20 protein-coding genes are annotated in these 18,937 nt (G+C 35.3%); 16 read left to right on the forward strand and 4 right to left on the reverse strand.

What is annotated here, in order from left to right:
- Nucleotides 1–6 precede the first annotated feature (6 nt).
- Nucleotides 7–1,377: an MATE family efflux transporter gene (locus tag QZ138_RS07125; RefSeq protein WP_292887989.1), complete on the forward strand. Its 1,371-nt coding sequence runs from the start codon at nucleotides 7–9 to the stop codon at nucleotides 1,375–1,377.
- Here QZ138_RS07125 and QZ138_RS07130 read toward each other — a convergent pair.
- Nucleotides 1,374–1,988 carry an ABC transporter ATP-binding protein gene (locus QZ138_RS07130; RefSeq protein ID WP_292888030.1) on the reverse strand — a complete coding sequence of 205 codons (615 nt, stop codon included), beginning with the start codon at nucleotides 1,986–1,988 and terminating at the stop codon, nucleotides 1,374–1,376. The genes QZ138_RS07125 and QZ138_RS07130 overlap by 4 nt on opposite strands.
- Nucleotide 1,989: 1 nt before the next feature.
- A complete protein-coding gene (locus QZ138_RS07135; RefSeq protein ID WP_292887992.1) occupies nucleotides 1,990–2,937 on the reverse strand; it encodes an ABC transporter ATP-binding protein in 948 nt (315 codons plus the stop codon).
- 146 nt (nucleotides 2,938–3,083) lie between these two features.
- Between QZ138_RS07135 and QZ138_RS07140 the strand changes: the two genes are divergently transcribed.
- Nucleotides 3,084–3,644 carry a GNAT family N-acetyltransferase gene (locus tag QZ138_RS07140; RefSeq protein ID WP_292887995.1) on the forward strand — a complete coding sequence of 187 codons (561 nt, stop codon included), beginning with the start codon at nucleotides 3,084–3,086 and terminating at the stop codon, nucleotides 3,642–3,644.
- Here the strand turns inward: QZ138_RS07140 and QZ138_RS07145 are convergent.
- Nucleotides 3,639–4,331 carry a 4Fe-4S double cluster binding domain-containing protein gene (locus QZ138_RS07145; protein WP_292887998.1) on the reverse strand — a complete coding sequence of 231 codons (693 nt, stop codon included), beginning with the start codon at nucleotides 4,329–4,331 and terminating at the stop codon, nucleotides 3,639–3,641. The two genes, QZ138_RS07140 and QZ138_RS07145, sit on opposite strands and share 6 nt — an antisense overlap.
- Before the next feature lie 335 nt (nucleotides 4,332–4,666).
- Here QZ138_RS07145 and QZ138_RS07150 point away from each other — a divergent pair, with 335 nt between their 5' ends.
- From QZ138_RS07150 to QZ138_RS07190, 9 genes are all read left to right on the forward strand, one after another.
- Nucleotides 4,667–6,289 (forward strand): ABC transporter substrate-binding protein, encoded by a 1,623-nt coding sequence (locus QZ138_RS07150; protein ID WP_292604425.1) that lies wholly within the window; start codon nucleotides 4,667–4,669, stop codon nucleotides 6,287–6,289.
- 110 nt (nucleotides 6,290–6,399) lie between these two features.
- Nucleotides 6,400–7,329, forward strand: a complete 930-nt coding sequence (locus tag QZ138_RS07155) for an ABC transporter permease (RefSeq protein WP_292888033.1) — start codon at nucleotides 6,400–6,402, stop codon at nucleotides 7,327–7,329.
- Nucleotides 7,322–8,179, forward strand: coding sequence for an ABC transporter permease (locus QZ138_RS07160; protein ID WP_292888001.1), 858 nt, complete (start codon nucleotides 7,322–7,324; stop codon nucleotides 8,177–8,179). Before QZ138_RS07155 ends, QZ138_RS07160 begins: the two co-directional genes overlap by 8 nt.
- Nucleotides 8,180–8,232: 53 nt before the next feature.
- The gene (locus tag QZ138_RS07165; protein ID WP_292888004.1) at nucleotides 8,233–8,739 is read left to right on the forward strand and encodes a GNAT family N-acetyltransferase; all 507 of its coding nucleotides are present in this window, start codon (nucleotides 8,233–8,235) and stop codon (nucleotides 8,737–8,739) included.
- Between the two features lie 555 nt (nucleotides 8,740–9,294).
- Nucleotides 9,295–10,161 (forward strand): tRNA pseudouridine(38-40) synthase TruA, encoded by an 867-nt coding sequence (truA, locus tag QZ138_RS07170; RefSeq protein ID WP_342765670.1) that lies wholly within the window; start codon nucleotides 9,295–9,297, stop codon nucleotides 10,159–10,161.
- Nucleotides 10,162–10,174: 13 nt separating this feature from the next.
- On the forward strand, nucleotides 10,175–10,501 hold the full coding sequence (locus QZ138_RS07175; protein ID WP_292888010.1) for a hypothetical protein: 327 nt from the start codon (nucleotides 10,175–10,177) through the stop codon (nucleotides 10,499–10,501).
- A 22-nt stretch (nucleotides 10,502–10,523) separates the two neighbouring features.
- Nucleotides 10,524–11,846 carry a non-hydrolyzing UDP-N-acetylglucosamine 2-epimerase gene (wecB, locus tag QZ138_RS07180; RefSeq protein WP_292888013.1) on the forward strand — a complete coding sequence of 441 codons (1,323 nt, stop codon included), beginning with the start codon at nucleotides 10,524–10,526 and terminating at the stop codon, nucleotides 11,844–11,846.
- Nucleotides 11,830–12,918, forward strand: coding sequence for an ATP-grasp domain-containing protein (locus QZ138_RS07185; RefSeq protein WP_292888016.1), 1,089 nt, complete (start codon nucleotides 11,830–11,832; stop codon nucleotides 12,916–12,918). Before wecB ends, QZ138_RS07185 begins: the two co-directional genes overlap by 17 nt.
- A gap of 3 nt (nucleotides 12,919–12,921) precedes the next feature.
- Nucleotides 12,922–13,944, forward strand: a complete 1,023-nt coding sequence (locus tag QZ138_RS07190) for a hydantoinase/oxoprolinase family protein (RefSeq protein ID WP_292888018.1) — start codon at nucleotides 12,922–12,924, stop codon at nucleotides 13,942–13,944.
- On the opposite strand, the gene QZ138_RS07195 is transcribed toward QZ138_RS07190, so the two are convergent.
- A complete protein-coding gene (locus tag QZ138_RS07195) occupies nucleotides 13,941–14,504 on the reverse strand; it encodes a CDP-2,3-bis-(O-geranylgeranyl)-sn-glycerol synthase (protein ID WP_292888021.1) in 564 nt (187 codons plus the stop codon). The genes QZ138_RS07190 and QZ138_RS07195 overlap by 4 nt on opposite strands.
- 135 nt (nucleotides 14,505–14,639) lie before the next feature.
- On the opposite strand from QZ138_RS07195, the gene tes reads away from it, so the two are divergent.
- From tes to QZ138_RS07220, 5 genes are all read left to right on the forward strand, one after another.
- Nucleotides 14,640–16,148 (forward strand): tetraether lipid synthase Tes, encoded by a 1,509-nt coding sequence (gene tes, locus QZ138_RS07200; RefSeq protein ID WP_292888024.1) that lies wholly within the window; start codon nucleotides 14,640–14,642, stop codon nucleotides 16,146–16,148.
- 86 nt (nucleotides 16,149–16,234) lie between these two features.
- Nucleotides 16,235–16,729 carry a homoaconitase small subunit gene (hacB, locus tag QZ138_RS07205; RefSeq protein WP_292604445.1) on the forward strand — a complete coding sequence of 165 codons (495 nt, stop codon included), beginning with the start codon at nucleotides 16,235–16,237 and terminating at the stop codon, nucleotides 16,727–16,729.
- A 2-nt stretch (nucleotides 16,730–16,731) separates the two neighbouring features.
- Nucleotides 16,732–17,361, forward strand: a complete 630-nt coding sequence (locus QZ138_RS07210; protein ID WP_292604447.1) for an HVO_0476 family zinc finger protein — start codon at nucleotides 16,732–16,734, stop codon at nucleotides 17,359–17,361.
- Nucleotides 17,362–18,636, forward strand: a complete 1,275-nt coding sequence (locus tag QZ138_RS07215) for a tRNA (N(6)-L-threonylcarbamoyladenosine(37)-C(2))-methylthiotransferase (protein ID WP_292888027.1) — start codon at nucleotides 17,362–17,364, stop codon at nucleotides 18,634–18,636.
- Nucleotides 18,637–18,841: 205 nt separating this feature from the next.
- On the forward strand, nucleotides 18,842–18,937 hold a 96-nt coding region (locus tag QZ138_RS07220; RefSeq protein ID WP_292888036.1), incomplete at its 3' end, for a histone-like protein.

Raw genomic sequence — 18,937 nt, forward strand, 5'->3', positions numbered from 1 at the left:
TAACTTATGTTAAGTAATGATTCATCAAATAGTGTAGACATTATGCTTCAAAACCCTAAAAGAGCATTAATAAAGATGTCCATTCCTTTGATTGTTTCATTGCTTATAACCAGTTTTTATAATCTAATTGATGCCGTGTGGGTTTCCGGTCTTGGCGCCGATGCTCTTGCAGGTGTTGGATTTTTCACACCAATATTTATGATTTTAGTTGGCTTTGGGAATGGTTTAGGTTCCGGGGCAGCCTTTGCAATATCTAAATATCTCGGTGAAGAAAATAAGCCAAAGGCGGATAATGCTTCTGTTCATTCAATAATTTTGGATATAATTGTTTCGCTGATTTTAACTATGGCCTTATTGGTCTTGTTAAATCCGATTCTAAATGCAATGGGTGCAGGTCAAACTATCGGTTATGCGACGGATTATGGAGTGATAATCATATTAGGATCTGTTTTCATAATCTTTTCAAATGCATTATATGGTATTTTTAGAGGTGAAGGGGATACTACCCGCCCAATGTATGCCATGATTGTATCAGCCATTTTAAATATGATTTTGGACCCGATTTTTATTTATTATTTGAATTTGGGAGTTAAAGGAGCAGCAATAGCTACAATAATATCCTCTTTATTTGTAATTTTAATTTTGCTCTATTGGTTTTATTTTAAAAGAGACACTTATTTGAGACCTAATATGATTAATTTCAAGTTCAAAAAGGAAATTTCAACTGATATTGTTAAAGTCGGCATTCCTGCCAGCATTCAGCTTCTGAACAATGCATTCTTTGCGGCAGTTTTCTCGGCACTTTTAGCCTATGTGGGCTCGACAGATTCTGTTGCTGTTTATTCAACAGGCTGGCGAATAGTCACAATCGGGACAACTCCTCTTTTAGCTATTGGAACAGCTTTAATAAGTATTATTGCTGCAAATTATGGTGCAAAAAACTATAAGAACATTCAGATTGCTCATAGGTATGCCATGAAAGTTTCGATAGTCATTGCAGTTATTGTAATGATTTTAACAAATCTATTTGCAGGGGATATTGCATCAGTTTTCACATCATCCGGAAGCAGTGCAAGAATCGCTTCTGAACTGACTGTATTTCTTGCTTGGATTGTGATTTATTATCCTACAATGGCGGTTGGTGTGGCTTCAACCTATGTTTTCCAGGGTATTGGTAAAGGATTGACTGCAATGTTTCAGACAATAATGAGAGAAACAGGATTTACGATATTTTTTGCGGTTTTGTTTGGTGTTTATATAGGTTATGGTGTATGGGGGGCTTGGATGGGCATTGTCTTGGGCGAAATTGTTTCAAATAATATTACAATGCTTTGGGCGGATTGGCAGATTAAAAAATTGATGAATATTAATGATTAGACACCATTAATATCCTTAAAGTAAATTACTTCGTCACATATTTTATCAACTAATGGCATATCGTGACTTACAAGCAATATTCCCATCTTTCTTTCCTTAACTATGTCTATAACGGAGGTTAAAATTTGCACTTGGGTTATTGCGTCAAGCATGGTTGTCATTTCATCTGCTATCAGGAACTTTGTATTTGGATTCAAAGACCTGATGACTGAAAATCTTTGAAGTTCTCCGCCTGAAAGTTCTTGTGGAAATCTTGTTAACCAACTTTTTTGAATACCGAATTCGGATAATAGTTCGTCTGGCACGTCCCAGGATTCTTCTAAAACCTGTTTCATTTTCCATTTGGGATTCATAACTTTTTCTGGATGTTGGTAAATTAATTGTACAGGTTTAAATCCTTTTTTGGGTAATTTTTTACCATCTAATGTAACTTCTCCTTCAAATTTGGTAATGTATCCTGAAAGTATTTTACATAATGTTGATTTTCCGCTTCCGCTGTCTCCAACCAAACCTGTGATTTTGCTGCCGTCTATCTCTATGTTGATGTCCTTTAATAGGTATTCTTTAGCTGAAGGATATTTAAATGAAATGTTGCTTCCTTTAAGTATCATGTTATGCACCTTCTTCATATTTAAAACATCTGACTTTTTTATTTCCTATGTCGATAAGTTGTGGTCGTTCATCCCTGCATCTGTCAAATCTCATTTCGCACCTGTCATAATATGGACATCCATCTTGGATTTCTCCATGCAATGGCTGGTGTCCTTTTGTAAGTTCAAAACCATTTGCAGGCAGTGCCTTGTACAATGATTTTGTGTATGGATGTAACAGGTTTTCCCCATCTCCTGAAAAGTCTTTGTTTTCAGCAATTTCAATAACATAGCCTGAGTAAAATATTCCGATTCTATCAGCTACTTCAAGTGCTGCATGAATGTCGTGTGTGATTAAGAGCACTCCTATTCCGTCTTCTTTCATATGTTTAAAGTGATTTAATGTTTCTTCTACTGTTTTTTCATCGAGTCCGGGTGTTGGCTCATCTGCCACAACAAGTTTTGGATCGGATAATAGTGCTGTTGAAACGAGTACTCTCCTTGCCATTCCTCCAGATAATTGGAATGGATACATATCATCTACTTCGGGACCGAGGTTATAATGTTCAAAGATTTCCCTCTGTTTGGCCTTCTTTTCTTTTTTCTCTGCATCGGATTCAACATGTCCTATGGCTTGGTCTGAAATTTTCATTAATGGATCTAAAAAATTTACTGATTGGGGTACGAGCACAATATCTTTTCCTCTAATTTCCTCTTTATCCTCTTGGGATAATTCTTTTCCTTTGAATTTTATTTTTCCGTTGAGGTTTGCATTTTCTGGCAAAATTCCAAATATTGCATGTGCAAGTAAACTTTTTCCTGATCCACTTGAACCTAATACAGCTAAAATTTCTCCTTCAGATATATCTAAGGTTAAATCAGTTATGACTTTTAAATCTCTTTGATTTAATCCTTTGGTATATTGAATAAATGAAATTGAAACATTTTCTACATCTAATAATTTTTCCATTAAACCACCTTTGGATTTCAAATGACAAATTTTATATACTAATTTATACTTTATCAATATTAAAGTTATTCAAAAATTACTAAAAAGTATTACTAATTACATAAATTTAGCATTTTTTGTAATACTTATAATCTTTGGTGTTGTCCATGAATGTGATAATTAAAGAATTGAGCAATGATTCTAAACAAATTGAGGATGTTCAGACATTTTTATTTAAGATGATAAAAAAGGAATTTGGATATGACTATGTTCCAGAATGGCATCAAGACATTGTAAGATTGGATGAATACTATATTAATCCCGAAAGGAATAATTTCTTTGTTGCATATTTAGAAACTGGCGAGATTATTGCAACAATTGGTATAAGAGCATATGATAAGGATTTTCCTCAATTCAGACATCTTTATTCAATGGATACTACCTCCAGCATATGGAGACTGTTTGTTGATGAGAGATGCAGACGTTGTGGTCTGGCATCAAAGATGTTTTATATTGCTGAAAATTTTGCAAATGATGCTGAATACGATAATATATATTTGCATACTCATAAAAATCTTCCAGGGGCTTTGGAATTTTGGACAAAAATGGGTTTTGTTGTTTCCCTGGATTCCAATGATGAATTGCTGACAGTCCATATGGATAAGCAAATTCAGGAATTGGAAATCAATCCTCAGGCACATGATTTCAGATATGCCGTAAAACTATAATCGTTTAATGTATCTTTGTGTATGTGGGCATGCGAAAATACATTTTCCGCATACTGTATCTGCTTTTCCCAAATTTTCTTCTGAAACTTTCAGCGCATATTTTTCACACTTTCGGTCATCATAAAATTCATTTCTTTTCATTTTGTAATTCCATTCCTTGCCGCTTATTGCTCCTCCAAGACATGCATCCTTGCATGATTCGCATTTTCCGCATTTTGATTTGAGGATAGGTGTTCCATAATCTAAAGGAGCATTTGTTAAAACTGAAGACATTCTTAATGCTGATCCAAATTTCAATGTTGTAAATAATGCGGACTTTCCAATCCAGCCGAGTCCTGCACGAGTAGCTATTGTTTTGTGGGGCAATTCAAAGGAATTGAACTCACCAAAATCGGTTCCCAATCTCTTTTTTGTTTGGGCATATGCATCATATCCTTTATCTATTAGGAATCCTTCACATTCCATCCCCAGTGCATCCAGTCGTGCATTTAAACTAATCAATTCCTCAAGATATTCATGTGTTGGTGCATTCTGCATATTTCTGATTATTTCTTTGGGATAAGTGATATAAAAAATAACACCTGAATTTAATCCTGGCTTTGGCGTAAAGTTGGTGATGTCTGCAAAGCCCACTTTGCTTGCACCTTTTTTCTTTAAATATTTTTTAAGTTTTGAGGATAAATTCATGGACAAATATTTTACCATAATCATATTTAAATGTATTTAAGTAATACTTTTGGTATGATTTTATACCGTCAGTTATCTATTTTTTGCATTCTTAATTTTTTTATTTATGCAATTCAGTAATATTATTTTGTTCTTCTAGTTCATTTGGTATTACTTTTTTTATATTTTTTATAATTTTTCAAATAAAACTTAAAAGTAATAAATATGTTTTTATATAAATGTGTCATATATATTACTAATATTAAAATAATTTATTAAAGTATTACTTATTGAGCATTTATTGATTGAAAAGTATTACTATTGTTTTAATATAGAATTTTTATATGGTGAAAATTATGGAAAAAAAGACGATGATGATTATTGGTGCTGTTGCAGCAATTATTGTTATTGCTGTCGCTGCATTTGCATTAATGGGAGGGTCAACTGATAATGACCCGACACATTTGACAGTTGCAGCACACAGTAACATTAAAGAACCGAAATCTGGTTTTGATCCGCTTACCGGTTGGGGATGTGGGCACCAAAATTATAATCCTTTAGTACAAAGTTGTTTATTTAAGACAGATAAGAATGGAGAAATAGTTCCAGATTTAGCTACTGGTTATTCTATCAGTGGAGATGGAAAAACATGGACTGTAAATTTAAGAAATGACGTTAAATTCTCAGACAATTCAACTTTCAATGCAAAAGATGTAGAAACTACATTCAACACTGCAAAAAAAACTGAAACTGATTTGGATTTAACAAATCTTGAGAAAGTAACTGCTAAAAATGATACTTGTGTTGAATTTACTTTGGTTGAACCTAGATCAACATTTATCTATGATTTAAGATATGTTGGTATTGTTCCTGAAGAGTATGACAACAACACTTATGGTGAAAACCCTATTGGTACTGGACCTTATGTATTAGACCATTGGGATAAAGGTCAACAAGCTATTTTCAAAGTTAATGATAACTACTATGGTGACAAACCATTCTTTACTCAAATTACCTTATTATTCCCTGAAGAATCAACCTGGTTGGAACTCGCCAAATCAGGTCAAGTAGATGTAGTCCCAGTGGCAACTTCTGCATTAAACCAAAGTGTTGACGGATATCAATTTGTTGAAAAATCTGCAGGTAGGGCACAAGGAGTATCCTTCCCTTATCTTAAAGACACTGGTAATGTAACTAATGAAAGCGGTTGGAAAATTGGTAACAATGTAACTGCTGATAAAGCAATCAGACAAGCATTAAATGTCGGTGTGGACCGTCAAAAAATGTGTGATGAAGTATTTGCAGGACATGCAACTCCTGAATACACAAGCGTCGACACAAGAGATTACGCAAATAATGCTTCAAAAGTTAAAGACGGAAACATTGATGATGCAAAACGTATCTTGAAAGAAGGCGGATGGAAAGATACTGATGGTGATGGTATCGTTGAAAAAGATGGAGTAAAAGCATCATTTGATTTATACTATCCACCAGATTATCTTGACAGACAATCTCTATCCACAGTATTTGCCGAACAAGCAAAAGAAATTGGAATTGAAGTAAATCTTAAAGGTGCTGATTGGGATACCATCTATGCAAACATGTATAGCTCAGCTGCATTAATGCAACAAACCTCTCCTGATCCATATAAATCCATCTATCAGCAATACCACAGCAAAGATGCTGATGAATTCTATATGAACCCTGGTTTATATAACAACACTGATTCCGATAAATTGATGGAAGATGCAATGCATTCAAATGATTTCAATGCTGCTGACAAATTATGGTCTGAATCCGCTCTTGTTAATGGTGGAGGTTGGGGTCCTGCTGGTGACGCTCCATTCGCATGGCTCGTAAACTACGACTACAACTATTTCATTAAAAATGGAATTGACATTGGTGAACAACCTGATGGTTTAGGAAACGATGTTTTAATTAATATCTGTGATTGGACTAGAACCAATTCCACAGCTTAAACATTTTTTCCTTTTTTTATTTTTTTTAAAATTTAAGGGGGTTATTTTCATTGAATAAACAAAAATTAATTAAATTTTTTAGTTACAAGTTAATACGTTTCATAATTTTGATGATTGCTGTTGCAATATTCAGTTTCGTATTATTAGATTTATCCCCTATTGATCCGGTTAATGCTTATTTGAAGGGAGCTGCAGTATCAGAAGCACAAAGACAAATTTTACATCAATATTTTGGCACTAATGTTCCATTAACTACAAAAATTTATCACTGGCTAATTGATTTGGCTCAAGGAAATCTTGGAACTTCCTTAATTTATCGTATGCCGGTGATGGATGTCATCATTGATAAATTTTTAGCATCAATTGTATTGATGGCGATTTCATGGTTGTTAAGCGGAGTATTGGGATTTTTATTAGGAGTTGTAGCCGGTAAAAATAAAGGTTCATGGATTGACAAAGCGGTTAAGGTTTACTGTTATGCAATTCAGTCTGCACCTTCATTTTGGGTAGGTATGCTTATTTTAATGATTTTTGCTGTTTATTTAGGATTGTTCCCGATTGGATTCGGTGTTCCTATTGGAGTTAAAAGTACTGATGCAACATTTATGGAATGGGCGTCTAGACTTGTTCTTCCTACTTTAACATTGAGTTTGGTCGGTTTGGCGCCGATTGCCATGTATACTCGTAACGAATTGATTCAAGTTCTATCCTCTGATTATGTATTATTCGCTAAATCAAGAGGTGAAAAAGGTTGGGATTTAGTAAAAAATCATGGAATAAGAAATATATTGTTGCCTGCGATAACATTACAATTTTTATCATTCAGTGAATTGTTTGGAGGGGCTGTTTTGGTAGAACAGGTATTTTCATATCCTGGAATCGGTCAAACGGCTGTAGCTGCCGGTCTTCAAAATGATGTTCCTCTGTTTTTAGGAATTGTAGTATTCAGTGCAGTATTTGTATTTGTTGGAAATCTACTTGCTGATATCTCTTATTACCTAATTGATCCAAGAATTAAGGAGAGTGAATTTAATGATTAAGAAAAGGAAAACTGATGATAAAAAGCAATGGTTTTTATACCCTGCTAATCTCAGAACAAAAACTCTTGTCATTATCATACTTTCCGCATTGGTTATTGTGACCATATTTGTTTCAGGCTATTTTATGAGAGATATTCCGACAAGCTTTATTAGCGCAAATCAAATGCCCTCTTTAGAACATATTTTCGGAACAGATTGGATGGGAAGAGACATGTTTCAGCGTACAATTGCAGGGCTTGGATTAAGTATCATGGTAGGTTTTATCGCATCTGCTGTAAGTACAATTATTTCTATAATTTTAGGATTGTTTTCAAGTTTCAATAAGATTGCAGATGAAACCGTGGCCGGAATTATTGATTTGTTCGGTTCAATACCTCATATCCTTTTAATCATCCTTATTTCCATCATGTTTGGTGGAGGAGTATTTGGGGTTATTATGGGTGTTGGTCTGACTCATTGGACTCCTCTTGCAAGGGTTTTAAGATCTGAAGTTAAGGAAATTAAAACCAAGGAATACATTCATTTAGCTGAAAACCTGGGCAAATCAAAAATATGGGTTGCTACAAAACATATTTTGCCTTTGATTATATCTCAAATCATTGTTGGAGTTATTTTAATGTTTCCTCATGCAATCATGCACGAAGCGGCAATTACATTTTTAGGATTTGGTTTGCCTCCACATGAACCGGCAATTGGTGTAATTTTGGCTGAATCAATGCATTATCTATCCTCTGGTTATTGGTGGTTGGCATTTTATCCTGGTATGTCATTATTAATTGTTGTATTGCTGTTTGACTTTATTGGGGAAAATGTCGAAAAATTACTCAATCCTGAGACTGCACAGGAATAAGGGAAACATACTGTTTCTCTTTTTCATTTCTTTTTTTAGATTAGGGTGATATTATGAATATTGTGTTTAGGGAAGTTAAAAATAATCCTGATGAGATAAGGGCGGTTAAGGACTTTCTATATGGACAGATTATGGAAGTCTATGGTATCGGCCCCACTCCCAAATTCCATTATGATATTGATGGAATGGACGAATATTATCTTTTGCCTCCTGCCAATAATTTTTACATTGCCTTGGAGGGGGATGAAATTATTGCAACTGCAGCTATCAGAGCCTATGATGTTGATAATGAGTTATTCAGAGGCATTTATTCCAAAGAGGATACTGCAAGTATTTGGAGATTGATGGTGGATAAAAATTATAGAAGACACGGCATTGCTCGCAAATTAGTAATCATTATGGAGGAATTTGCCAAAGGCGTTGGATATGATAGGATATATCTTCATACTCATAGATACTTGGAGTCCGGAATACCATTTTGGACATCTGCAGGTTATGAAATCACGATTGAAGAAGATGATTATGATGAGACAACTCATATGATAAAATATTTGAGTTGAAGTGCAGTATTATTTTTTTAGGAAAGTAATACTTCAGTTTCCTTCATTTTTTAGGTTGTTTTTAGTGTATCACATTCATTAATAATTTTTTTTATAAAAACTGATTTTACAGTTTTATTTTTTTAATAGAAATTAATGCCTTATCTCTTTAAGTTTTTAAAGGATTTTTTTAAAAATATAAAAGTATTACTCGAATAATTTGAAGGGATATATTTTTTAATTTTTTCTTTTAGATTTCTAAAAATTGCTGATAATTGTAGGCATCGATTTTATTGCTGTTTTTTTTTGTTTGTTATGGATTTTAATCAGTAATACTTTTTGACAAATTTTAAATAAGTATTACTATAACTATTAATTATATTACTCATAGAGTATTTAGATAATTAAAATTAACTCAATATAACTACTTAAAATAATTTTAATTATCTTCATTTTTCATGATTATCTCGCAATAGTATGCCATATAATTTGGGCAAATAGCTTTTCATCAAGCTATTTGCTTTCCTCCCTATAGTAACTAAAAACTTATTTTATATTAGAATAAATATTATAATGATGAAGCGAACTGCACTTAAAATTGGATATATCGGAACTAATTTTCACGGCTTTCAAAGACAGCCTAATCTAAGAACAGTCGAAGAAGAGTTAATCTATCATTTGCGCAAGCTTGACTACATTGATGATTTAAAAAAATCCCGATTCAGAATTGCCGGAAGAACCGATGCTGGAGTTCACAGTTTGGGCAATGTAATCAGTTTTCAGTCTGAAAAGGAAGTTCGGGTAAATGAGATTAACAATTCCCTGTCTGATGATATTCAGATATTGGCAAGTGCACCTGTTCGTTATGCTTTTAAGCCCAGGTATGCTCAAATGAGACAGTATCGCTATATGCTTTTCCAGGATTTGGATGTTGAAAAGCTCAATGAGTGTGCTGAAGTCTTTAAGGGCACACATAATTTCACTAATTTCACAAAACGATTTCAAAAAACAACAACAAGAACAATTGATGATATTAAAATCACGAAAGTCAATTTGGATGATTATCACAAAAGGGAATTTCCTAATCTCCATGATACATTATCTCCGATATTTGTTGATATTTATGGAGAGTCATTTTTATGGAATATGGTTAGGAAGATGATGAGGGTTTTTATAGATGTGGCAGTTGGCAAGATGACTTTGGATGAAGTTGAAAGGCTGCTGAATCCCGAACCTGAAGAGCCAAGGGCTTATATTAAGGTCACAGAACCTGACTATCTGATTCTGATGGACATCCAATATGAAGGAATCAAATTCACATATGATGATTATGCATGTGAGCGATTTAGGCGTGATTTGGTTGATTCTCTCAGCAATTTACAGAAAAAATATGCAATTCGTGAATCAATGATAAAAAGTTTAAATGATTTACACAAATATTAATGTGAGGATATTTATGGATAAAGTGCAAAAAATTAATGAAAAAATAATGATTTTTGAGATTATTATAGGATTTGCCATTGGCATCTATTTGGGAGTTTACCATGATATTCCGAATTTTTGGTTTATTGTTGTTCAATGGGTTTTTTTAATTTCGTTCATAATGACATTTATATCTACATTGGGAGGATATTATGCTAATATGAGAGATAGTAGTGTTGAATTTAATATTGCTTCCATATTTGGTGTGTTCATTTTAAATGTGGCGGTAATTGCAGTTTCTACATCTTTTGGATTTGTATTCTGTTCAATGTGGATTGGTAATTTCAGTACTGCAAATTAATTGATTTCATAACGTGATACAAATGAAAATAGCGACAATTTTGGGAACAAGGCCGGAAATTATTAAGATGGCTCCGATTATTGATGAGATATCAAGAAGGGGCATTGACCAGATAGTTTTACATACCGGCCAGCATTATGACAAGGAAATGTCCGATAACTTCTTTAGGGACTTGGAGATTCCAACTCCGGATTATAATATTCATGTTGGATCAGGCACTCATGGAAAACAGACCGGATTGATGATGAAAGGCATTGAAGAAGTGCTCCTTGAAGAAAAACCGGATATTGTGCTTGTTCAGGGAGATACCAATGCTGTACTTGCAGGTGCTCTTGTGGCCGGCAAGTTGCATATTGCAGTTGGCCATGTTGAAGCGGGCCTCAGGTCATTTGACATGACCATGCCTGAAGAGATAAACCGCAGGGTGGCGGATATCGTTTCTGCGATGTATTTCATTCCAACAGAAGACTCAGCAATCAATCTGCTTGCTGAAGGCTTTTCACATGAAAACCTAATCATTACCGGTAATACTGTAGTTGATGCCTGTTTCAGGCACTTGGAGATAGCTGAAAAAAGAGGATTTGAAGATGAGTCTCTGGCTGGCTTGGATATTGGGAACATGGACAATATCCTGACATTGACAATGCACCGTGCTGAAAATGTTGACGTTAAGGAAAGGGTTACAAGCATTATCGCTGCCCTAAAGGAATTGAGCGACATGAACATCATTTTCCCGATTCATCCAAGAACCAAAAACACGCTGGTGAACTTCGGTTTGTTCGACGAGCTAAACGATTTGGACCATGTTTATATAATAAAGCCACTGGGGTATCTTGACTTTTTGCTTTTGACTTCAAAGTCAACTTTAATCTTAACCGATTCGGGAGGTCTTCAGGAAGAGGCAATAACACTTGATGTGCCTGCCCTTACATTGAGATATAATACCGAACGCCCCGAAACAGTCGCTGCCGGCGGAAATATTCTTGTCGGTTCAGATAAGGATTTAATTTTGGAAAATGCAAATAGGATATTGAATGACAGAGAATTTGCAGACAGGATGAAAAAAGCTCCAAATCCATACGGTATGGGGGATTCGGCCAAAGTGACAGTTGATGCAATTGAGGAGTATTATGAAAAGGGACTTCTTGACATTAAGGCTCCTGAAGATATCATGGCTTCATTCACAAGAAAAATGGCTGCAATCGATGAGGACATTACAGTTGCTGAATTTGAAGATAAAAATGACTCCTTAATTCATATGGTATTTGATGGAGAGAAGATGCGTTTTCCGGCTGACGATTTAAAATTAAAAGGTATGATGATTACTTATGATAAACGAAAATGATTCAATATTGGTATTTGAGTATTTTACGGCTTCCGGTGAAAAGGAAAAGAATATAATTTCCGAAGCGGAGGAATTGATTTTTGCACTATTGGATGACTTGTCAGACTTTAATGTTGATTTGGTGATTAACAAATCCTATGAGGATATTGTCAAGGATTTCAGTAATGTCAATCCTATTTTGATTGATGAAAATATTGTGGATTGGCTTGAAGGTAATGCGGCAGACTTTAAAAATGCTATTTTCATTGCTGCAGAGACCGGCAATGTCCTATACGATATAACCAGAATATTGGAGGAAAATGATGTAAAAACATATACCTCCTCAGCGGAGGCATGCTTCAAGACTTCCAATAAATATGAAACTTATAACGCTCTTCCAATGGAAATCCCTCAGCCTAGGTCATTTAAGTTTAAGATAGACCCAAAGGGATATTGGAAAAGGGCAATCGAAAATTTGCATGAAAAATGGCAATCCGAAGACCCATTGACTCCGCTCAAGTTAATCATCAAGCCATTGATTGGTGTTGACTGTGAAAATATCGTAGTAATCAATGATATTGCCGATTTGTCTTATGATCTGGAAGAGATTTTCCCGCCGGGTTCAAGGATAATTGTTCAGGAGTATATTCAGGGAACCGATATAAGTGTCAGTCTGATTTCAGATGGCAAAAAGGCACTTCCTATTAGTCTAAACGAACAATATATCACTATTGGAAATGCTAAAGGAACATATTTCGGTGGAAAGATTCCTTATGAAAGCAAATATCGCGATGAGGCATTTGAAATAGCTGCCAAAGCCGTTGAAACCATTGGAGGCATTAAGGGTTTTGTCGGTGTTGATTTATTAATCAATGCTGATGAGAAAGATGTTTATTCGGTTTATCTTTTGGAAATCAACTCAAGATTCACAACACCTTATGTCGGTTTGAGAAAAATTTGTAATTTCAACATAGGCAAAAGTATCATTGAATTGATTGACGGAAAAATCAGCATTGATGATTTGGATACTTCCTTGAACGGTGAAGTTAAATTTATAAAATCTGCCGATTCATTGGAAATAAGGAGATTGTAATTTATGAAAATTGCAGGATTTGACATTGGCGGGGCAAACACCGACCTTGCCGTAATCGACTTTAAGAATGGTGAAATTGAAAATATGGAAGTTGATTTTGCATATCTTCCGATGTGGAGCAACAATGATGATTTGTCACGCGTTTTGGTGGAGCTGATTGAAAATATCTGTCCGGTATCTGAAATTGATGCGGTAGGCATTTCCATGACTGCGGAACTTGTGGATGCATACGATACCAAAAAGGACGGAGTTTTGGATGTAGTCAAAAAATGTGAGGAGACATTTTCCTGTCCGATAGCATATGTAGGCGTTGATGGGATGCTGTCCAGGGCAGAAATCGAAAGGGCTCCCCTTAAGGCAGCTGCGGCCAATTGGATTGCAACCGCTCAGATTGCCACACTGATTTCCGATAACTGCATATTCATCGACACGGGAAGCACAACAACAGATATCATACCTGTTAAGGATGGAAAGGAATGCGCTATTGGAAAATCTGATTTTGACAGGTCTGCAACTGGAGAATTGGTTTACACAGGTACCTTAAGAACCAATCTAGCAAGCTTCCTTGATAAGGTTGAATTGAATGGTAAAGAGTATCGGGTAGCCAGTGAACTGTTTGCACAAACTGCCGATGTATACACTGTTTTGGATTTAATCACTGAAAAAGACTATATCTGCGATACATTTGACGGTGAGGGCAAATCCAAATTGGACTGTGCAAAAAGAATTGCCCGTGTGGTCTGTGCGGATTTGGAAATGCTTTCAATGGATGACATCACTGAGATGTGCAGATTCATTCATCAAAAGCAGGTGGAACAGATTGCTGATGGTCTAAAACAGGTTCATGAAACTCAAAATCTGGATTTGATAGTAACAACCGGCCTTGGAAAAGATATTCTTGATAAAAAAGCAGCAGAGCTTTTAGGTTTAAAAGTCAAATCAATGGGGGATATTTTAACAGATGATGAGTGCACCGTTGCACCGGCAGTTGGAACCGCTGTAATGATGGAAAAATACCTTAATTAATACCACACGTCTTTTAAACCAAGTAAATATGCACAGGTATTTGTTATTAAATGGATAAACAATGTCAACAGCAGAGCCAAAACAATAAATATCCAATTAAGCTCAATAACTGGTGAAACTAAAATCAATGCAAATATTATGAAATCTAACTGATCAAGAATTGGTGCAGGTTTTCCTCTTCCAATTCCAAGTCTTCTTTTTAAAAAGCTGCCTAAAGCATCACCTAAAAGGGCTCCGAAACCAAGTAAAAATCCAATCAACAATCCATTGGATACGCTGGTCACGACAGGGGCGAGAGTAGATCCGATATATGGAAGAATCATTGGGGCAATGTATCCCTGAACGGCACCGGTAATCATACCTATTATTGTTCCAACAATCATTCCTCTCCATGTAACACCGTCTCCAACCCAGCGAACATCATTTGAATCGCTTTTTCCAAAATCAATAGGGGTTCCTCCCCCAAACACGAGTGCACCTCCATTTGCAAAGTATGCCGGAAGGATGAAATATAGTGTTGTTAGCAGGGTTATTAATATTATTTGGAAATCGATTGTCATTTACTTTTACTCCCTCTCATATTGGATTTATATAAACTATATAATTAATAATATTTAAATATTAAATTGTTTTAAATATATTATATTATGTAAGTTTATACTAATATTGCTTAGTATTAAAAAAGGTGATTTTTTTTGAAATTAAAGAGTACAAAAAGTTTATGTCCAGAGTGCGGTAAAACTCTTGAGGCTGAAGTTTATGATGAGGACGGCAAAGTCTTTATCAAAAAAACTTGTGATGAGCATGGGGAGTTTATAAACACTTATTGGAGCGATAAAGAGTTATATGATAGGGCAAGCAACTATGTTCCTACAATCAGCGGTGTTGACAATCCTTGTGTTGATGATGCTGCTCCTTGTCCTGATAATTGCGGATTGTGTTCAAAACACGAAACATCAACTGTTTTAGGTTTGATTGATGTTACAAACAGATGTAATTTAAGATGTCCTGTTTGTTTTGCTAATGCGGCTGCTGCGGGATATCTGTATGAGCCTACAAAAGAAGAAATCAGACAGATGCTTAAGAATTTAAGGGGTTTGAAGCCTCATCCATGTCCGGCTATCCAATATGCCGGTGGAGAGCCAACCGTCAGAAAAGACATAGTTGAACTTATTGAAATGGCAAAAGAAGAGGGTTTCACTCACGTTCAAATAGCTACTAACGGTATCAGATTGGCGAAAAGGGAGAATTTGGCAAAACAATTGAAAGAAGCCGGATTAAACACTGTTTATCTTTCTTTTGAAGGCGTAACTCCAGAACCTTACATCAAGAATAAGGGAAGAAATTTGCTTCCTGATAAAATTCAGGCTATTGAAAACTGTAGAAAGGCAGGTTTGGGAATAGTTTTGGTGCCTACATTAGTTAAGGGAGTTAACGATGATCAGGTTGGCCAGATTATCAAGTTTGCTTTCGATAATAATGACATTATTTATGGCGTAAACTTCCAGCCGGTTTCATTTTCCGGAAGAACTCCTTCAGAGCATGTGGAAGAGCAAAGGATTACCATTCCTGACTTTGTTAATATTATTGAAGAGGAAACAGATGGTCAGGTTCCGACTTCCGCATTTTATCCGCCATCTTTTGTTGAGCCAATTGCAGAATTCATCTCTTTGCTTGACGGTGAAGATTCAGCTAAGGTGACCCTGAACTGTCATGAACATTGTGGAATCGCCACTTATGTTTTCAGAGAAAGAACTGAAGGTGACGGAAAGGACAATTTGATTCCAATTACAGATTTCATTGATGTTGATGATTTGGCTAACAAATTAAAGGAATACAATGAAAAACTTAAAGAGGGTAAATTCGGTTCTCGTAAGAGGGTTCTTGCAGGTTTAACCAAAAACCTTGCTAAAATTATTCACACTAGCAGAACCCCTAAAGATTTGGATATCAAAAGAATCCTATTGAATGTTTTTGTTAAAGGGGATTATGATGCTTTAGGTGACTTTTCTAAAGATTCAATGCTTATTTCATGTATGCACTTCATGGATCCGTTTAACTTTGATGAACAAAGGGTTAAAAAATGTGTTATTCATTATGCAACCCCTGACGGCAGAATCATTCCATTCTGTACATTTAATTCAATGTACCGTGAAGGTGTGGAACAAGAGTTTTCAAAACCTTTTAAAGCTGAGAAAAATTAAACTTACAAAAAAATCACCTATTTTCGTATTCGGGAAAACTCCTGAATACTTCATTTTTTTATTAATTAACTTTTACTGTGATACTTATGGATATTATCAAAGGAAAAACATGGACCTTCGGGGAAAATATTGACACTGATGTGATTATTCCCGGAAGGTATTTGAGAACATTCAATCCTCAGGATTTGGCCGACCATGTGTTGGAAGGAGAAAGGCCGGATTTTACAAAAAACGTTAAATCAGGAGACATTATAGTTGCTGATGAAAATTTTGGCTGCGGTTCTTCAAGGGAACAGGCTCCTGTAGCTATTAAGACAGCTGGAGTAAGTGCAATTGTCGCCAAATCTTTTGCAAGGATTTTTTACAGAAATGCAATAAATATAGGTTTGCCTGTAATAGTTTCAGACATTGAAGCCAAGGATGGAGATATTATTAACATAGACTTGTCAAAAGGAACCTTGGTTAATGAAACTACTGGCGAGTCAAAGACTTTTGAACCATTTAAAGAGTTCATGTTATCTATTTTGGAAGATGGTGGGTTGGTTAACCATTATCTGAATAATTCTGATAAGGAGGCATAAAAATGGATTGTCCAATTTGTGGTTCTGATGATATTGAAATTTTGAATTCAAAGCAAAAAACAACAAAGAAGAAATTCACCGAGGAATACTTACTTAGGTGTGAGGATTGTGGTCACGTTTATAAGAATACAATTTCTCTTAAAAAGCCTAGACCTTACAGGCTGATTATTTCCGAGCAGGACAAATCTCACAAAACTACCATTGATTTGTCCCCAAGCGATGAGCTTAGAACTGGGGATACTTTACTGACTGAATTCGGTCAGGTTGAAGTTACAAGCATTGAAGTGGGGGACAAAAGGGTGGAAAAATCCAGTCTTGAAGATGTTAACACCATTTGGGCATCTTCTGTTGAGATTCCTGCACGTATAGGATTTTCAGTTGACCTTCATGGTGAAGTCGATTCATATAAGCTTGACCTTGAAAGGGATTTTGAAATAGCTCCTGGAGATATTGTTAAAATCGAAAATCATATTGTTAAGGTGCACGTCATTAAAACCCAGGAAAGAAAGCTGACTTCCGGATTTGCTAAGGCAGGAATTATAAAAAGGGTTTATTCCAAACCTGTCAGATTTAACAATTATGATTATGACTTGACCAAAAACATATTTAAAAAAACAAAAAAGAGTGACTGAATGAAAGTTTTTATTGAATCTTACGGCTGCACATTCAACCAGGCCGACGGACAGATTATTGCAGGCAATCTGCAGGCAAATGACATTGATATTGTGGACAATATTGATGAGGCTGATATTGTCATTGTAAACACCTGCTATGTTAAGTTGCCTACTGAAGACAAGATGACTTTCAGGATTCAAAAGCTCCAAAAGGAATATCCCGACAAGAAAATCATTGTCGGAGGATGCATGGTTGAAATTGATCCTGAAAAACTCGACAAGATTGGGCCTGATGTTTCATGGATCGGACCTCATCAGCTGAATAAGTCTGCCAGTGTTGTTAATGCGACTTACTGCGGTGATGTCATTCGTGAAACCGGTTTTTCAAAGGAATCCAAAGTTTGTGTTCCTAAAGTTGGAGATGAAAGTTTGATTCATATCCTGCAGATTTGTGAAGGTTGTTTGGGTGCATGCACATTCTGCTGCACTCGTTTTGCACGTGGACCGCTAAACAGCTATCCGATTGCAGATATTGTTGGCGAAGCGCAAAGGGCGATTGAAAATGGTGCATGTGAGATACAGTTGACTGCTCAGGATACTGCCGCATTCGGCCGGGATAGTGGTGAAAAACTATCTGATTTAATTAAAGAAGTGGCTAATTTAAAGGGAGATTTCCGTGTTCGTGTTGGAATGATGCACCCTAAAAACATTTTAAATGATGTTGATGAAATAATCGATGCAATGAAACATCCGAAGGTATATGATTTTATTCATTTACCTGTACAAAGTGGAAGTGATAAGGTATTGTCTGAAATGAGAAGGGGTCATACAGTGGAACAATACAGGGGCATCGTATCAAAATTCAAAAAGGAAATTCCTGATGTGACATTGGCTACTGACATCATTGTGGGATATCCTACTGAAAGTGATGAAGATTTTGATGAAACTGTAAAACTTCTTGAGGAAATCCGGCCTAGCATAATACATTTATCAAAATATCAGCACAGAAAGGGAGCAATCTCATCATCCCTTCCTGAGATTCCCCGTGAAATCATGAAGAAAAGATCAAAATTTTTATCTCAAATCAAGGAAAGAATAACCGAAAGGGAAAACGAAGAATTACTAAATTCAGTTCAAAAGGTGCTGGTTATTGAAAAGGGCTCTAAAGGAGGATATATAGCAAAGACAAATTCTTATATTCCTGTTATTATTGATGGTGTTGAGTTGGGAACTTTTGTTGACGTGAAGATAACTGAAGCGACATCAACATATCTTAAAAGTGAATTATTGTAAGATAAATTTTTTATTTTTCTTATCATTCTTATTTTGATAATCTTACTATTTTGTATCCTTTAAATTTTTGTAATATCTATATTTTTTTCTAATATTCGAAAGCATATTCTAACAATTACTATGGTATAATATGAGCGATTATTATTCAGTTTTACCGATACCTTTATATACTATTGTATACTATCATTTAATTGGAGGTGTAATTATGAGTGAATTACCAATCGCACCAGTCGGTCGTATCTTAAAAAATGCTGGCGCACAAAGAATTAGTGATGATGCAAAAATTGCATTAGCTGAAGCA

It is taken from the genome of Methanobrevibacter sp. UBA212 (genome assembly GCF_905233225.1).
Taxonomy (GTDB): Archaea; Methanobacteriota; Methanobacteria; order Methanobacteriales; family Methanobacteriaceae; genus Methanocatella.